Below are 16,551 nucleotides of genomic sequence, written 5' to 3'. Positions count from 1 at the left end.
GGCGAGAGACGCGAGGTCAGGCGCGTGGTTTGCGTCCGCTGCGTCCGTTTTGCACGAGCGCCAGTGCAGCCAGGCCGCCCAGCAGGATCGCGGGCGCGCCGGGTTCAGGCACCGCCACCGCCGTACCGGTTTCCAGGCGCGCGCTCAGTGCGCCGAATTCGCTCCAGTCGACTCCGCTCAGGTCAAGCGCGATCGTGTGACTGTCGATGATCGACAGGCCAGGAATGCCGGTAACGCCGCCCATGCCTGCCAACGTGAACGCCGTGACTGGCAATGCACCGCCAAGATCGAAACGCATACTGTAGGCGCCGGGCGCGACGGCATAGTTGGCGATCACGGTCAGCAAGCCGTCAGTGGAAAAGTCGATCCCGAACAGGAAATCCGACGTGAAGAACTCCACGCCGGTATCGGTAGGGTCGAGCTTGCTGGTATTGGCGCCCGGGCCGGCCACGAAGCCGTGATCCAGTCCGAGCATGCCGTCGGCCGCGCCGTTGTAGGTGGCAGTGATGCTGGTGTCTTGCAGCATCAGGGGCGCCGCGTGCACGGCCCCCTGTCCCAGTGCGACGAGCGCAAGGGCTTGCAGTAGATGTTTGGTTTTCAAGATGTCTCCGGCTTGTATTTTTTTAACTGCGAAGAAGGCTCGATGTCAGAGCCCGTGCCGATCTGGTTGATGCGTCAGGCTACCGGACGATGCATCGCGCCTAACCGGTTCATCGATTCTAGATTGGCCCAACCAAATTCGCAAGTTGGTAAACCAAGACGGGAGATTATTACAACAATTTTAATGTTTGACGCCAGGTGGCCTGGCGTCAGTTCAACCAGCGAATCCGCTTCAACTCGGCTTTGACGAAGGCGTAGATGACGGGTGCCGCGACCATGCCGGCCGGCCCGAACATGATCTCGAACGCGAACAGCACGATCAGCAGCTCCCAGACTTTTGCGCCGATGCGATGGCCCTGAATCCGCGCGCTCAGGAAATATTCCAGCTTGTGGATGACAAGAAGGAACACGGCTGAAATGACCGCGGCCGGAAACGCAACGCTCAGCGCGATCGTGCAGATCAGGGTGTTCGACACGATATTGCCCACGACGGGCAGCAGCCCAAAGAGGAACGTCGCCAGGATGAGGGTTTTGACGTAGGGGAGATGCCAGCCCAGGGCCGGCATCACGGCTAACAGGTACATCCCCGTCAGCGTTGCGTTGATGGCGGCAATCTTGGTCTGCGCCCAGGCCACGTTCTTGAAAGCGGTGGCCAGCATGCTCCAATGGCGATGCCAAGTCCTGTAAAACACGGAATGTCTTGTTTCGTCGGTCGGTGTGACGGTAATGCTCACCGCGGCCAGCACCCCCGTGATCCAGCCGATCACGGTCAACAGCAGGCTGCGCAGGATACCCGAGCCGATGCCCGCGACCGCATTGACATGCTCCTTCAAGGTGTCCGACGCCAGTTCGCGCATCTCGAAGAGTGATTGCGGCACGTACTCAGCCAGCGCCGGCGGCAGAAACTGCTTGATCTGCGTGATCGTCTCGGCCACCTTCAGCGAGAACGCACGCAACGATTCGCCCTCGAGCAGCCGGACCACCAGAACGGTGATGATGGCAAGCACGGCGATCGACCCCAGGCCGACCACGAAGCTCGCAATGAATTCGTGCGAACGCAGCTTTTTGTACAGGTCACGCGTGCGCAGGATGCCCAGCAGGCCCCGTGTGAGCACGAATGCCAGGAGACCGGCCAGCAGCGCGGGTACCGCGTGCAGTGTCAGGGCCAGAAGCAGGCAGGCGACAAAGATCGCGGTAGCGGCGTCGCGCGGGAGATTGAATTTGTAAGTGGTCATGAAGTTCTGGTCAGCGTCGTGTTCAACCATCGCTCGCTTGCTCCCGCAACCACGCCAGCGCCGACGCTGCGCTGTTCAACACCGAGATATGCCCGTCATCCGGCCGCTGCCACAGGCGCGCCGAGCGGCAGCTGCGCGCCAGCCACTCGCTGTGCGCACACGGCACGACGCGGTCCTGCGCCCCATGCACCAGCAGCACCGGCTGCACGATGCGTGCGCAGTCGAAGCCCCATGGCGCGACATACGCCAGGTCGTCGTCGATCAGGCCACCCGGGCCTTCGCTCAGCGCCGGCCGGACCACGCTGTCGAACCACGACCAGGTGCCGGACAGCTCGGCCCAGTCCTCGGGCGTGAACATCTCGCGATCGAATTCCTGATTGAGCCCCTCGTGCTGCACCTTGGCCGCATGACCTTGCGCGGCCGCCCGCAGCGCTGCCGCGCCCGATGCGGTCATGCCCTGGAACCAGTCCAGGCCCGCCGCATCGAACGGCGCCAGGCCCGCGATGCTGACGGCCGCGATGACGCGCTTGGGCAGCAGCGCGGCGCAGGCCAGCGCGTGCGGTCCGCCGCCCGAATGCCCCATCACGGCGAAGTGCTCGATCCCGAGCTGGTCGGCGATGCGCGCGACGTCTTCGGCGCACGAGGCGACATCGCGGCCGCTCTTCGCGCTCGAGCCGCCGTAGCCGGGCCGGTCGTAGCCGATCCAGCGGATGCCCATTTCGAGCGCGGCAGCAAACAGCGGGGCAGGCGGCTTGCCGATGTTTGGCGTGCCGTGGTGCCAGAACACGGTCAGCTCGGGTTCCTCGAACTCCGGCTTCCAGTCGTAATAGTGCAGCACCCGGCCATCGCCCAGCGTCAGTTCGTTCTCCTGCATTGCATGCCTTTCATCGCTCGATGGCGTGATGCTACAACGAGAAACGGGCTGGCGCGCACTCGTCATGCACGCCAGCCCGTTCAGGTCCTGCTACCCAAGCGAATTATTTCGCCGTTTCGCGTGCCTTGCCGAACGGGTCGCCCGCTTTCCAGGTCGGCATCTTCGGCGCATCGGCCACTGCGCGGCCCAGGTTCAGCGTGAACTGCGCCTGCTGCACCATGCCCGACAGATCCCAGCTCGGATCGTACTCGTCGCCCACCTGGTGGTACTTGGCGCGGTAGGTCTTGGCCTTGGCGTTGTTCGCGTCGACGTCTTTCACCCAGCTGCTGCCGGCGCCAACCGAGAAGGCGGGCACGCCGGCCTTGGCGAAGCTGAAGTGGTCGCTGCGGAAGTAGCCGCCGCCCAGGTCCGGCTTGCTTGGTGCAATCACCAGGCCCATCGACTTGGCCACCGTGGCCGCCATCGCGCCCAGTTCGGTGCGCTCGCTGCCCGGCACGCTGACGTCCTTGACCAGGCCGACCCAGTTCAGGCTATCGAGGTTCAGGTTGGCGGCGGTCTTGGCGATCGGCCACAGGGGTGCGGCCACGTAGGCGGCGCTGCCCAGCAGGCCTTGCTCTTCGGCGCCGACCCACAGGAACATCTGGCTGCGCTTGGCCGGGTTCTTCACCGCCTCGGCGGCCATCGCCAGCAGCGCGCCGGTGCCCGATGCGTTGTCGACGGCGCCGTTGAAGATCGTGTCGCCCTCGGTGCCTTGCTTGCCCATGTGATCCCAATGCGCCGAGTAGATCACCACTTCGTCTTTCAGCTTCGGGTCGGTGCCCGGCACGACGCCGGCCACGTTGAACTCTTCCAGCGTGCGCACCTGCGCGCGCGCCTCGCCCTTGACGCGGGCATTCAGCGCGACCGGCTTGAAGTTCTTGTCTTCCGCGGCGGCGCGCAGCTTGTCGAGATCCTGGCCGCCGGCTGCGAACACCTTGCGCGCCGTGTCGTCGGTCATCCAGCCCTGCAGGCCGCTGCCCACTTTGCCTTCGGTGAGCTGGAAGCGCTCGGCGTTGGCCCAGCTGTTCTGCACCACGCTCCAGCCATACGATGCCGATGCATCGGTGTGGATCAGAAGGACACCGGCTGCCCCCTGGCGCGCCGCTTCTTCGAGCTTGTAGGTCCAGCGACCGTAGTAGGTCAGGCCCGCGCCGTTGAAGCGGTTCGCTTCGGCGGCGGTCGGCGCCGGATCGTTCACCATCATCACGATCACTTTGCCCTTGACGTCCATGCCCTTGAAGTCGTCCCACTTTTCTTCCGGCGCCACGATGCCGTAGCCGACGAAGACCATCTCGGCGTCGAGCGTGTGATCGGCCTTGCCATCGCCCGGGCCCCAGACCCAGTCCGCGCCGAACTGCAGCGGCACGGCCTTGCCGTTGGCGACGATGCCGACATTGCTCTTCTCGGGCAGCGAGCGCACGCCGGCGATCTTGACCGGCTGGCGGAAGCTCTTGCCGTTGCCGGGTTTCAGGCCCACGGCGGCGGCTTGCGTTTCAAGATACGTGACGGTCAGCTCGCCGCCGCGCTGGCCGGTACCGCGGCCTTCAAGTGCGTCGGATGACAGGAACGCCATGTGCGCGCGCAGCGGCGCTTCCTGGACGGTGGCCTTGGCCCTGGTCTGGGCATGGGTAGGGAAGGCCAGCGCCAGGCTGCCGGCGAGAGCGGAGAGGATGAGGGAAGAGACGATCTTGTGCATGGAGTCCTGCTGCGAAGTGAATGCCGCGAAGTTGACGCTGCATGGTTAATCAAGCCATTCATCGGGAAGGGCGCACTCGTGGCGCGCGCGGCCATTTTATGACAACTTGTCAGTAAAACCGCAGGATATCGGTCGACATCGTCGTGCCCACCTGCGGCGCCACGTCGTGTGCGCCCGCTGGCATGAGGTGCCGTGGCAGGCCGGGAATGTGTTCCTGCACCGTGATGGCGAAGATCTCGTTGGGCTCACTTTCGATCTCGATTTGCAGCACCCGGTCCTGCATCCCGTACAGCGACAGCGACCACGCGCTTTCCGTCGTGCTGAGCGTCACGCCGTCGACACGCGAGCGCAGTGCCCTGGCGCCCTGCATGGCCAGCGCGATATGCGGGGCGCGATTGGCCGAGCGTACCGTGAATCTGGCCAGCCGCACCTTCCCCACGTGGTTGCGCAGGATGAAGCACTCGGGAAACGCGATCGCATCGTCGCGCGGCGCGACGGCGTACCACTGGGGCGCGCTGCGCAGGCCGAACACCTCGACGAAGACGGTCGGCTTCGCGCGGCCCGCGAACAGGTCGCGGCGCCAGTCGTCAAGCGGCTGCTGCGGCAGCAGCCAGTAAGCGCGCCACGAGTTCATGTCCTTGTAATAGACCAGCCCCTCGAGGTTCCCGGGTTCTGCAGCCTGTTCATGTGGTGCCGCCGCGCCATCCGGCAGTGCCAGGCAGGCGGCCAGCGCCAGTGCCAGCGCGCCCGCGACGGCGGCCATGCCCCGCAGCATCAGCAGGGGGCTGGCAAAGCACAGCATGGGCAGCGCCATCAGCATCGGCGGAACATGCATGTGGCCCGGTGCGAGCAGGATCCATGCATCGCGCAGCGCCGGCGGGAGCAGGCTCGCGGCCGGCGCCAGGCCGGCCAGCAGCACCAGCAGGCGCACGCCGGATCCTTGCCGTTCGCCCCAGCGCGTATGCAGCAGCGTGAATGCGCCCAGCGCCGCCACCAGCGGCCAGGCCAGCAGCGGCGCGAGCGTTGGCAGGAACACCGCGGCGAAAAGCAGCACCAGCGTTGGCCAGGCCAGCGCGCCGAGCACCGTCGCGGCCGTGCCAACACTGCGGCGCAGCAGGTACAGGCCGGCCACGAACACGCCGGCCGTGATGACGGCAACGGTCAAAGGCAGGCGGTGTGCACCGGCCAGGCCGGCGGCGGCCAGCTCGTGATCCCAGCTCCAGGTGCCCACGCGTACCACGAGCAGCAGGAAGCACACGCCGAACGCGCCCTGCGCTGCATCGAGTACACCGTCCTCACCGAACTGTCCGCGCCATGCGCGCGCCAGCATCAGGCAGGACAGGAGCGCCGGCACCCACACCAGCCACGCTGCATGGTGGACGGGCCCGATGATGGGCAGTGAAAAGTAGACGTGCGCTGCCTGCGCGCCTGGTGCCAGCGGCGCCGCGCCATAGGCGCGGGCGAGGCGCAGCATGGCATCGCCCAACTGGCGCGGCGCGGTATCGGCCGCGCGTGGTTCGCCGCCCCCGAACAGCAGCACCGGCGCATCGAGCCGGGTGAGCGGGCCGATATGGGGCGCGTCGCCCAGCAGCCATGCCAGCGTCGCATTCGCGGATGCGCCGCGCAGCTCGGGCGCCGCCTGCATCCAGCCCGCCAGGCCCGGTGCACCCGCGCCCCTCGCCTCCAGCATGTGTAGCGGGCCATCGACGGCGCCATCGAACCGGAGCGCCATGCCGATGCGGCCGGCCAGCGGGTGCTGTTCGACAAATCCTCGGGACCCGAGCATGCCAACCCGCTCGCCGTCGGCAAACAGCAGCACGATATCGTTGGCCGGCGGGGAGGCGCGCAATGCGCGGGCGGTTTCGAGCAGGGCGCTGGCGGTGGCCGCGCCGGGCAGGGCGTCACGCGGCGCCGCGCCGCTGTCGTAGTGGGTTGCCAGTAGCAGGGCAGGACGCTGCGCAGCATCGGGCGCGCTGCCGGGAATCGTCGCGACGACGTTGTGCACGATCCCGATGGTGTGGTGAATGCCGCCGAACAGCCGGGTGACCGATGTGCGGACGGTGGCGGGCTGTACGACAGGCGCCAGCCCCATCGCACGCAGTTGCGTCACCAGATAAGTGCGCGCGTTTGCATTGTCTCTGCCGCCGATCGAGCGAGGATTGGCTGCCAGCACCCGCTGATGTTCGTTGGCGCGCGCGGCCCATGCGGGGGAGGCAACCGATGCGACGGGCGCCGGCACATCGGGCGGGGCCAGCGCCTGCCAGGCGAGGACGGCGAGGGCGGCCAGTGCAGCAGCGCCGGCAAACGCATGTCTGAAACCCGTGATGTGTAAAGCTGGTGCTACGGCGCGGACGGCATCCATCGGTTGTTCTCCATGCACCTGTCATCAGGGCGAAAAAAAGCCCGCCGGGTAGAAGGGGCGGGCGAAAGAGGACGGTTTTGACTACGAGAGTGTCCAGACATAGGCCAGGTCCGGCAATGAGGGCAAACTTGCCGGCTTGCTACCGACGCCATCATGAACGTGAAAACAATGCATATCGACCTCCCTGCGTATTGTTGAAGGGTGCATATTTGCAGCTGATGGAATAAATATATGCTAGGGCCTAGCAATTTGCAAATCTATTATGAAGTAATCTTAATTCTATTCTTCGGTGTTTTGGAGTGCGACGATGTTTCCGGCACGTCCAGCCAACGCGTCCCCGCAGCGCATAGCGCATGCCGTATGCGCCTTTTTACCCATCGCTTCCACGCCCGTTGTGTGAAATAATTCCCCTCTATTCCCGGGGCCCATTGCCCCGGCCGTGCATGCCGCATCAGGCACCGCACGCGCAACGCATGTGCACCATAGGCCCCCGCGCCAGGAGAACAAATTGGCAGATCAGAACAAACCCATCCGCGTCATGCTGGCCGACGATCACCCCATCGTCATGACCGGTTTTGCCATGTCGCTCGAAGCGGCCGGCATGCAGGTGGTGGGCCAGGCCAAGACCCCGAGCGAGGCCACCGCGCTGTACGCGGCCGAGCAGCCCGACGTCGCCGTGCTCGACATGCGCTTTGGCACCGAGCTGACCGGCATGGATGCGGCGCAGGCCATCCTCAAGTCCGATCCGTCGGCCAAGATCGTTTTTCTCAGCCAGTTTGACCAGGATAGTCTGATCAAGGAAACCTACCGCCTCGGCGCCCACGCCTTCGTCACCAAGGATTGCGACCCGGCCGACCTGGCCACCGCCGTGCGTCACGCGCACGAGGGCAAGCTGTACTTCCTGCCGCATATCGCGTCGCGCCTGGCCAGCATGGCCGTGCGCGGTGAAGTCACGCCGCAGTCGCAGCTCGACGAGCGTGGCCTGGAAATCTTCAAGTTCATGGCCGAGGGCATGACCAACGCCGAAATCGCCGAGCGTCTCGATCTGTCGACCAAGACCATCAGCAATATCAGCCAGTCGATCAAGGAAAAGCTGGGCGTGCACCGCCAGGCCAGCATCACCCTGCTGGCCGTCAAGCACGGCCTGATCGAGCCGTAAGCGATGGCCAAGCTCCTGCGCCGGATGCAGAACGCTTCACGCGCGCGTTCACTGGTCCCGCTGATCGCCATGACGCTGGCATTGGCCGCCAGCAGCGCCCATGCCGCCCACGCCGCGCAGGCCCCGCAGGCCACGCAAACGGAGCGCGAGCGCGAAGAAGTACAGGGCTACCGCTTCCAGATCATCACCGGCGACGACAGCGCGGTCACGCACCGCATCGTCGACGACCTGTACAAGCGCCTGGTGCCGACGTTTGCTGCGTTTCGCACCGAGCTCGCGCAAAAGCGCCGCATGCTGTATATCGCGATCGGCCCGACCGCGCTGCGCGATGCGCTGTCGCGCCGCTGCGATTGCGTTGTCATCTCGGCCTACACGTCCAGTCAGGTATGGCGCGGCCTGACGGCGCGCCTGCCCAAGCCACGCCGCATCGCCATCACGGCGGTGTACGCCGAGCCGGCGCCGAACGATCAGATGCGCCTGGCCGAACTCGTGTACGGCCGGCCGGTGCGCGTGGGCGTGCTGCTCGGCCCCGACACTGCCTTCCTGCGCCCGGTGCTGCACGACGCTGCCGAGATCCAGATGTTCACGCCGGGCGACGACCTGAATCACACGCTGAACAGCATGACGCGCGCCGAGACGCTGCTGGCGCTGCCCGACAGCGACATCTACAACGCCGAAAACGTGCGCAACATCCTGCTCTCGACCTACCGCCGCAAGCAGGGCGTGATCGGTTTTTCGGCCGACATGGTCAAGGTCGGCGCGCTGGCCACCACGTATTCGGAAGTCGAAGAAATCAACGCCCAGGTGGCCGAGCTCACGGCCGATTTCGTGCGTACCGGCGAACTGCCTGCGCCGCAGTTCCCGCGCTACTTCCGCACCATCATCAACGAAGGCGTGGCCAGCTCGCTCGACTTGCGCGTGACGGATGCGGCGCGCAACTTCGCCCGCCCAGCGCCGGCGCCGGCGGCGCGATGAACCTGCGTTTCTGGCGCGGCTGGGGTGTCGGGCGGCGCATGGCCGTCATCACGATGCTGCCGGTGATCCTGCTGTTTACGTCCTTCGTCTGGTACTCGTGGTACGCGCACCGCGCGCAGGTGGCCGAAGAGCTGGCCGAGCGTGGCCGCATCCTGGCGCGCGCGCTGTCCGAGACGTCCGAGTACAACGTCATCTCGGGCAACCTGTCCGATCTGCGCCTGACGATCAATGGCCTGGTGCAGTCCGACCGCAGCATCTACCGCGTCGACGTCATCGACGGCAGCGGGCGCGCCGCCGTGCGCGTGGTGTCCGAATCGGCCGCCGACGCCCAGTCGCACTATTACGAAGCCCCGATCCGCAAGCAGGTCGTGTGGATCAACCTGTTCTCGGACAACGGCACGCCGCACGTGTCGGCGTCGAGCGATTCACGTCCGCCCACACTGACCACCGAAGTGGTGGGCTGGGTGCGGGTGACGATGTCGCCGGCGAACATGATGGCCAAGCAGACCGACCGCTTCCAGATCGAGCTGTCGATGGCGGCGCTGGCGCTGGCCGCCAGCGGTATCCTGGCCTGGGTGCTGGCGCGCTCGCTGATCGTGCCGCTGCGCGAGGCGATCGGCACACTACGCCAGATCCGGGGCGGTAACTTCCGCGTCCATCCGCCGGTCACCACCGGCGGCGAGATCGGCGAGCTGCAATCGTCGATCGGCGAGATGTCGCTGGCGCTGGGCGAATCCAAGCGCGACCTCGAAAACAAGGTGGCCGAGCGTACGCGCGACCTGCTCGCCTCGCGCAACGAAGCGCTGCGCGCCGATGCCGACAAGCGCAAACTGATCCAGAAGGTCAATGAAATCATCGAGGACGAACGCAAGAGCATCGCGGTCGAGATCCACGACGAACTCAATGCGTCGCTGATCGCGGCGCGCCTCGAGGCGCAGGCGATCGGCCTGCTGGCGGCCAAGGCGCCTGCCGGCCCCGAGGTGGTGGAAATCAAGCGCAAGTCCGAAGCCATCACCAAGCTCGCGCTCGACCTGTACGCCAACGGCCGGCGCCTGGTGCGCCGCCTGCGCCCCGAGGTGCTCGATATGCTCGGCCTGCACGGCGCGGTCGAAGAGATGGTGCGTCATTACGACACTACATCTGGCTGCCGCTTCGACCTGCACAGCGAAGGCGACTTCGCGCGCCTGTCCAACGAGCTGGCCATTTCGGCCTACCGCATCGTGCAGGAGGCGCTGTCGAACGTCATGAAGCACGCCGCGGCGCGCTCGGCGCACGTCAGCCTGCTGCTCGACGAAGGCAAGGGCATGCTGCGCATTCGCGTGGTCGATGACGGCGCCGGCTTCGATACGGCCAGCGCCTCCGAAGGCATCGGCATCATCGGCATGCGCGAGCGCGCCTACGCGCTGCATGGCACGATCGAGGTGCGCTCGAGCCCCGGCGAAGGCACCGATGTCGCCATCGCCCTGCCATTGACGCTGGCGCCACCGGCGCCGGCCGCGCCCACGGCGACTGCGCCCGCCGCACCTTCCGGCGTCATCCTGTAAGCATCCTTTTTACTAGCGAAGAACACATGGCTACTGCACCCCTCACGCCGTACGAACAAGGCAACCTGAACCAGACCACCACCTGGGCCGACTGCATCGCCTGGTATCACGACCTCGCGCGCCAGTATCCGGCAGTGCTGCGCTTCGAGCAGGTGGGCGTGTCCGATGCCGGCGTGCCGATCCACGCCGGTGTGGTCAGCAGCGACGGCGTGTTCGACCGCGCCGCGATCAAGGCCGCCGGGCGCGCGGTCTTCTTCAACAATAACGGCATCCACCCGGGCGAGCCGGAAGGCGTCGATGGCTGCATGGCGCTGGTGCGCGACTTTTGCGTCGAGCCGGAGCGCCTGGCCACATTGGGTACGACCGTGTTCCTGTTCGTCCCGCTGTACAACGTCGACGGCGCCTTCAACCGCGCCGACACGTCGCGCGTGAACCAGGACGGGCCGGAGCAGTTCGGCTTTCGCGGCAACAGCCGCCACCTCGACCTGAACCGCGACTTCGTCAAGTGCGACACGCTCACGGCGCGCGTGTTCAACGAACTGTTCACGGCCTGGGACCCGGACGTGATGGTCGACACCCACACGTCCAACGGCGCCGACTACAGCTACACGATGACGCTGATCCACACACAGGCCGACAAGCTCGGTGGTGGCCTGGGCGAATTTTTGCGCGCCGAGATGCTGCCGGCGATGTACGCCGGGATGGACGCGCGCGGCTGGCCCACCTGCCCGTACGTGAACCCGGTGCAGGACAGCCCAGACCACGGCATCGCCGAATTTCTGGAAACCGCACGCTTCTCGACCGGCTACGCAGCGCTGCACCACACGATCGGCTTCATGCCCGAGACCCATATGCTCAAGCCATTCCGGGACCGCTACGAATCGATGCGCGCGTTGGTCGACGTCGCACTGGCCTTCACCGTGCAGAACGCACCGCGCATTCAGGCGCTGCGCCGCGCGGCCAAGGATGCTGGTCGCACGCAGGCCGAGTGGCCGGTGCGCTGGAAGATGGACGAAGCCAATCCGTCGAGCTTCCGTTTCAAAGGGTATGAAGCCAAGTATAAAAAGAGCGTGCTGGGCGACTATTCGCGCCTGTACTACGACCGCAGCAGCGTCTGGGAACGCGACATCGCCTATTACAACCGCTTCCCGGTGGATGCGAGCGTGCCGGCGCCGCAGGCGTATGTGGTGCCGCAGCAGTGGCGTGAGGCAATCGAGCGCCTGGAATGGAATGGCGTGCGCATGGAGCGCATCGACGCCGACCGCATGCAGCAGGTCGCGTACTACCAGATCGACAGCGTGACCTCGCGCCCGACCGCGTACGAAGGCCATATGTTCCATGACGACGTGGTGCTCGAACGGCGCCACGCCAGCGTGCAGCTGCGCGCGGGGGATGTTCTGGTGCCGCTGGACCAGGACAATGCGCGCTATGCGGTCGAGACGCTCGAACCGCTGGCGCATGACAGCTTCTTCCGCTGGGGCTTCTTCAACAGCGTGCTGGAAAAGAAGGAAGCGTATTCGGAGTATGTGTTCGAGGACGAGGCCGAGCGGCTGCTGGTGCAGGAGCCCGAATTGGCAGCAAAGTTCGAACAGTGGAAGGGCGAACATCCCGGCTTGCTGACGAACCAGGAAGCGGTGCTGGACTTCATCTTCGCCAACTGCGCGCGCTACCGCGAGCCGGAGTGGCGCCGGTATCCGGTGTTCATGATCGAACGTTGAACTTTACGCGCTGCTATTCTGATTGCAGCTTATTTGTCGCTGGCGAACGGCCGCTCATTGCAGCGCGCAATGACTTGATCGCGCATTGCCGGCGACATGGGCGGCTCTTTCGTTTCCGGATCAGGCTGATCCGGAATTTTTTCGAGGACGCAGTTCTCGGAGCGTAATTCATTCATCTCATCAAGCCACTCCTGGTCCTTGACCTCCGTTTGTTTGCCATTCTCGTAGTGGACCTCTTCGATCAACATTCCTTTGGCAAACCTGCGCTGCTCGCCGTGCAGCTGGCCGGCCTTCTGGTTCTCTTGCAGGATGATTTCCCTGATGCCGTTCCTGACTTCATGGACCTCGCGGGTCCGGATGCCATCCGTGACCGTGATCTTTTCTTGTGTGGTGACGCCGATTGCCGTGCCAGCACCAGCATTAGCATCAGCATGAGCGGTGTCGGTGTTCGGCGCGCAGCCTGCCATCCACAACGCGATCGGGCAGATTGCGATTAGTCGAAAAATAGGGGCCATGACGCTTTCTTGGTGAAGACCGCATTCAGCGATTAACTCGCCAACAGACTCAAAATACGGGCGCGCGATGCGTTCGCGTCGGTAGTTCAGTATCGTTGTCCCGGTTTGCGAGGAGCAGCCCGCTGTTCTTCTCCCCAGCAAGGCTGCTCCGCGAAATCGGCTTTCCCGATCCAGCTTACTTTGACGCTGCAATCCAGCGATCGACCTTCGCCTCCAGCACTGCCAGCGGCAGCGTGCCTTCATCGAGCACCACGCGGTGGAATGCCGGCAGGTTGAACTTGTCGCCCAGTGCAGCCTGCGCGCGCTGGCGCAGTTCCATGATTTTCAGGGCGCCGATCTTGTACGCCAGCGCCTGGCCCGGCATGACCATGTAGCGCTCGATCTGGGCGCGCGCTTCCAGTTCCGAGTAGCCCAGCGTCTCGCGGAAGTACGTGATCGCTTGATCGCGGCTCCAGCCCTTGGTGTGCATCCCGGTGTCGACCACCAGGCGCGCGGCGCGCAGCATCTCGTCGTTCAGGTGGCCGAAATAATCTTCCGGCTTGTCGAACAGGCCCATTTCCTTGCCCAGCGTCTCGGCGTACAGCGCCCAGCCTTCGGTGAACGCCGTGTTGCCGCCGAACTTGCGGAAGTTTGGCAGGCCGAGCTCCTGGGTCAGCGCGATGTGGAAGTGGTGGCCCGGCTGGCCTTCGTGCAGGTACAGCGTGACCATGCCGGTGCTGCCGTACTTGGTCGGATCGTTCACCACCGACCAGAACACGCCGGGGCGCGAACCATCGGCCGCCGGTGACGAATAATGGTCCGACGCCGTCTCGCGCGTCAGCTCCGGTTCCAGGCGCACTTCGAGCGGTGCCTTCGGCATCAGCGAGAACAGCTTCGGCAGCTTGGTGCGCACGTCGGCGTCGATCTTCTCGAACATGGCGATCACCTGCGCATCCGACGTGAACGGCTTGTACTTCGGCTGCTCCGACACCCAGCGCGGCAGGCCGGCCGCAGGGCCCGTGTAACCCATCTTCGGGCCGATCTTGCCGTACTCGCCCTGGATGCGCGCCACTTCCTTCTGGCCGATCTCGTGGATCTGTTCGGGTGTCAGGCTCGTGGTGGTCATCGCTGCCACACGCGCCTTGTACCACTCGGCGCCGTTTGGCAGTGCGCCCCAGCCAGCCGTCGTGCGGGTGGCCGGCAGGTAGTCCTTCTCGACATACGTGGCCAGGCGCGCCAGTGCCGGATTGAGCTTCTCGCCCACCGTCTTGCGGTACGACGCCGTCAGTTTGGTCTTGTCGGCGCTTGAAAAGCCGGCCGGCAGCGCCTTGATCGGGCTGTAGAAGATGCTGGCCTCGGGCGTGGCCGCGACCAGTGCCTTCAGCTGCGGCAGCAGGGACAGCATCGGCTCGCGCGGATGCACGACGCCGCGCTTGACGCCTTCGCGCATATTCGCGATCGCCTGGTCGATGTAGGCGACCATCTGATCCAGGCGGCTCAGGTAATTGCGGTAATCCTGCGGCGTGGCCAGCGGCTGCGCGCCCTGGCCGCCGGCGTAGTTGGCCATGAAGACCGGCATGTTGAACATCTGGTCCACCGGCAGCAGGTGCTCGGGGAAGGCGCCCAGGCGCAGCGCGGTTTCGAGCTCGAACTTGACGATGTCGTAGCTGGCCTGGTCACGCGGATTGAGGCGCTCGCGCGGAATCGTGCCCAGGCGTTTCAGGTAGCCGCGGTACAGCGCAAACTGCGCGTCGCGGTTCTTAGGCGCGATCGGCAGGCCAAGCTGGCCATCGAAGCGGCCGTCACCGGATTCGGTCGCCCACACCGGCTCGAAGCGCGCGTAGGCATCGTAGTACTCGTCGACCAGCTTGTTGATGGCCTTGCCGGCCTGGGTGTCGGCAGCCGATGCCGATGCCGATGCTGGTGCAGATGCGGGGGCCGTGGCCGGCGCGGCGCCGGCACTTGCGCACAGAAGCAAGGCGGCCGTGGCCAGCACGCCGGTTTTGAAGAATGGGTTCATCGTGTTCGAGGTCCTGGTAAAGAATCAGTAGCTGGCCAGCGGCGTGAGGGCGCCGTTCTTGAAGGTGTAGACCGTGACGGCCGTTTTCTTCAGATTGCCCTTGGGGTCATAGCCATAGGTGCCGACTACGCCCTGGTAGCTGATCGTGTGCATCGCCACGCCGACTGCCTTGGCATCGACGGTCTTGGCCGACTGGATCGCCTGCGCGATGAACTTGGTCTGGTCGTAGAACGATGGCGCATACACGTCCGGCTCGCGGCCGAAGCGCTTCTTGTAGCCAGCCAAAAAGGCCGCGCCACCTGGCTGCCTGGCGACGATCGCGCCAGCCTGCGCGCAGCGCACGTTCTCGCCGACCGCAGCGCCGCCGAGCCTTGCCATCTCGGGGCTGCACAGCGTGTCGCCGCCCAGCAGCGGCACGTTCAGGCCGAGCTGCTTCATCTGGCGCACCATCGGCGCGGCCTGCGGTGCGTAGCCGCCGTAGAAGATGGCGTCGACTTTCTTGGCGCGCAGCGCGGTGAGAATCGCGGCGAAGTCGCTGGCCTTGTCGTTGGTGAACTCGTGGCCCGCGACCTTGATGCCGGCCTGCTGCGCCTGGCGCTTGAACTCCATCGCGATGCCCTGGCCGAACGCCGTGCGATCGTCGATCACGCCGATGTTCTTGATCTTGAGTTCCTTGGCCGCGTAGCCGGCGACCGAAGCGCCGACCTGCGTGTCGCTCGCGACGATGCGAAACACGGTGGCGTAGCCGCTGGCGGTGATCTTGGGATTGGTGCCGACCGTCGACATCAGGATGCCACTGTCGTTGTAGACGCGCGAGGCCGGAATCGCCACGCCCGAGTTGTAAGGACCCAGCACGAACTTGACGCCGGCGTCGGCGAATTTCTGGGCCACGGTCACGCCCTGTTTCGGGTCGCCCGCGTCGTCTTCGGATTGCAGCACGAAGCGCAGCACGTTGGCGCCGACCTGGATCTTCTGTGCGTTGAGCTCTTCGATGGCCATGCGCACGCCGTTTTCATTGTCCTTGCCGGCGAACGCATTGGCGCCCGACAGCGGACCGCTGACGCCGATCTTGACGACCTGCTCGGCAGCGTGCGCGTGCACGCCGATGGTGGCAATCAGTGCGGCCAGCGCCAGCGGCGCCATGGTGATTTTCGATGGCATTGACTCAGTCTCCCGTTGATGTGGACGGGCGCCATCATCGCACGATTCGGACGCGCGGCGAAAGCGCACGACGCCTGTAAAGACTCAGGCTGGCGTGCCGTGCGAGATCAGTTCGAGGGGCAGGGCGGTGGTGGACTTGATCTGTTCCATCGAGAAGGCCGACGACACGCCGGTCAGGCGCGCGGTCTTGATTAGCTTTTTGTAGAAGCGGTCGTAGCCGGCGATATCGGTGGTGACGACCTTGAGCAGGTAATCGACGTCGCCGCTCATGCGATGAAATTCCAGCACCTCGGGCAGCGCGATCACGGCGGCGGCAAAGCGCGCCAGCCATTTTTCATCGTGCTCGGGGGTCTTGACGCTGACGAATACGGTGACCGGCAAGCCGACCTTTTCGCGATTGACGATGCTGACGCGGCTTTCGATGAAGCCTTCTTCTTCCAGGCGCTTGACGCGTTTCCAGCAAGGCGTGCTGGACAAACCAACCTTTTCGCTCAGGCCCGAAATGGACAACGTGGCATCCGCCTGCAGGGCAGCGAGGATCGCGCAATCAAACTTGTCGAGTGAATTCATATTCCGCATTGCTGGTTATAAGAATAATTATCCTACTGTTTGATTGAAAACCAGAAAGTTTAGGACGTATTGACCGTCTTTAGCTCGTACCATATTACTGGACA

13 protein-coding genes are annotated in these 16,551 nt (G+C 65.0%); 4 read left to right on the top strand and 9 right to left on the bottom strand.

The window, feature by feature from the left end; genetic code table 11:
* Nucleotides 1-16: 16 nt before the first annotated feature.
* From HD842_RS11245 to HD842_RS11225, 5 genes are all read right to left on the bottom strand, one after another.
* Nucleotides 17-601 carry a hypothetical protein gene (locus HD842_RS11245; protein WP_183554418.1) on the bottom strand — a complete coding sequence of 195 codons (585 nt, stop codon included), beginning with the start codon at nt 599-601 and terminating at the stop codon, nt 17-19.
* A 208-nt stretch (nt 602-809) separates the two neighbouring features.
* The gene (locus tag HD842_RS11240; RefSeq protein WP_183554416.1) at nt 810-1,865 is read right to left on the bottom strand and encodes an AI-2E family transporter; all 1,056 of its coding nucleotides are present in this window, start codon (nt 1,863-1,865) and stop codon (nt 810-812) included.
* Nucleotides 1,858-2,709, bottom strand: coding sequence for an alpha/beta fold hydrolase (locus HD842_RS11235; RefSeq protein ID WP_183554413.1), 852 nt, complete (start codon nt 2,707-2,709; stop codon nt 1,858-1,860). The genes HD842_RS11240 and HD842_RS11235 overlap by 8 nt, the downstream gene beginning before the upstream one ends.
* A 103-nt stretch (nt 2,710-2,812) precedes the next feature.
* On the bottom strand, nt 2,813-4,444 hold the full coding sequence (locus tag HD842_RS11230) for a M28 family peptidase (RefSeq protein ID WP_183554411.1): 1,632 nt from the start codon (nt 4,442-4,444) through the stop codon (nt 2,813-2,815).
* A gap of 109 nt (nt 4,445-4,553) precedes the next feature.
* Complete coding sequence (locus tag HD842_RS11225) at nt 4,554-6,806, bottom strand: M28 family peptidase (RefSeq protein ID WP_183554409.1); 2,253 nt, start codon at nt 6,804-6,806, stop codon at nt 4,554-4,556.
* 508 nt (nt 6,807-7,314) lie between these two features.
* Between HD842_RS11225 and HD842_RS11220 the strand changes: the two genes are divergently transcribed.
* The 4 genes from HD842_RS11220 to HD842_RS11205 are packed head-to-tail and all read left to right on the top strand — an operon-like array spanning nt 7,315 to nt 12,202.
* On the top strand, nt 7,315-7,965 hold the full coding sequence (locus HD842_RS11220; protein WP_183554407.1) for a response regulator: 651 nt from the start codon (nt 7,315-7,317) through the stop codon (nt 7,963-7,965).
* A gap of 3 nt (nt 7,966-7,968) precedes the next feature.
* Nucleotides 7,969-8,940 carry a hypothetical protein gene (locus tag HD842_RS11215; protein WP_183554404.1) on the top strand — a complete coding sequence of 324 codons (972 nt, stop codon included), beginning with the start codon at nt 7,969-7,971 and terminating at the stop codon, nt 8,938-8,940.
* Nucleotides 8,937-10,484, top strand: coding sequence for a sensor histidine kinase (locus tag HD842_RS11210; RefSeq protein ID WP_229424721.1), 1,548 nt, complete (start codon nt 8,937-8,939; stop codon nt 10,482-10,484). The genes HD842_RS11215 and HD842_RS11210 overlap by 4 nt, the downstream gene beginning before the upstream one ends.
* Nucleotides 10,485-10,510: 26 nt before the next feature.
* The gene (locus HD842_RS11205; protein WP_183554402.1) at nt 10,511-12,202 is read left to right on the top strand and encodes a M14 family zinc carboxypeptidase; all 1,692 of its coding nucleotides are present in this window, start codon (nt 10,511-10,513) and stop codon (nt 12,200-12,202) included.
* A gap of 29 nt (nt 12,203-12,231) precedes the next feature.
* On the opposite strand, the gene HD842_RS11200 is transcribed toward HD842_RS11205, so the two are convergent.
* The 4 genes from HD842_RS11200 to HD842_RS11185 all read right to left on the bottom strand — a co-directional run bounded on the left by HD842_RS11200 (nt 12,232) and on the right by HD842_RS11185 (nt 16,447).
* On the bottom strand, nt 12,232-12,717 hold the full coding sequence (locus HD842_RS11200) for a hypothetical protein (protein ID WP_183554400.1): 486 nt from the start codon (nt 12,715-12,717) through the stop codon (nt 12,232-12,234).
* A 175-nt stretch (nt 12,718-12,892) separates the two neighbouring features.
* Nucleotides 12,893-14,716 (bottom strand): DUF885 domain-containing protein, encoded by a 1,824-nt coding sequence (locus HD842_RS11195; RefSeq protein WP_183554398.1) that lies wholly within the window; start codon nt 14,714-14,716, stop codon nt 12,893-12,895.
* A 24-nt stretch (nt 14,717-14,740) separates the two neighbouring features.
* A complete protein-coding gene (locus HD842_RS11190; protein ID WP_183554396.1) occupies nt 14,741-15,877 on the bottom strand; it encodes a branched-chain amino acid ABC transporter substrate-binding protein in 1,137 nt (378 codons plus the stop codon).
* An 84-nt stretch (nt 15,878-15,961) separates the two neighbouring features.
* Entirely contained in the window at nt 15,962-16,447 is a 486-nt protein-coding gene (locus HD842_RS11185; protein WP_183554394.1) for an Lrp/AsnC family transcriptional regulator, read from the bottom strand.
* Nucleotides 16,448-16,551: the final 104 nt, after the last annotated feature.

The organism is Massilia aurea, from assembly GCF_014200505.1.
GTDB lineage: Bacteria > Pseudomonadota > Gammaproteobacteria > Burkholderiales > Burkholderiaceae_D > Telluria > Telluria aurea_B.
Note: the sequence above shows the minus strand (reverse complement) of the source record. Positions and strands in the feature narration are given on the sequence as shown.